At 58.3% G+C, this 333-nt stretch carries 1 protein-coding gene; it reads left to right on the top strand.

Annotated elements, in window-relative coordinates; translation table 11 throughout:
- Window positions 1-245: IS30 family transposase (locus GHN86_RS23160; RefSeq protein ID WP_153387398.1), on the top strand; the 245-nt coding region annotated here is incomplete at its 5' end.
- Between the last annotated feature and the right edge of the window lie 88 nt (window positions 246-333).

Genomic DNA, 333 nt, shown 5'->3' with positions numbered 1-333 from the left:
TCTGCGACCCGCACAGCCCCTGGCAGCGCGGCAGCAACGAAAACATCAACGGCCTGATTCGCCAGTACTTGCCCAAGGGCACAGACCTGTCGGTACATAGCCAGGAGGAGCTGGACGCCATTGCGCTGCAACTGAACATGCGACCGCGCAAGCGCTTCGACTTCAAATGCCCCATCGAGGTGATGGGAGAGGTCATGCAAAATGCCATGGCGATGCGGCATGATGCTCCGGCTTCAATTCAATAACCGTGTTGCACTCAGCTCCTGCAACCGCCCAGTCATGCCCAAGGCTTCAGCCTGCGTAGGATTGCCTGCTTGATCAACCGATCCCCTT

Source organism: Pseudomonas helleri, from assembly GCF_009600315.1.
GTDB classification, from domain to species: domain Bacteria; phylum Pseudomonadota; class Gammaproteobacteria; order Pseudomonadales; family Pseudomonadaceae; genus Aquipseudomonas; species Aquipseudomonas helleri_A.
Note: the sequence above shows the minus strand (reverse complement) of the source record. Positions and strands in the feature narration are given on the sequence as shown.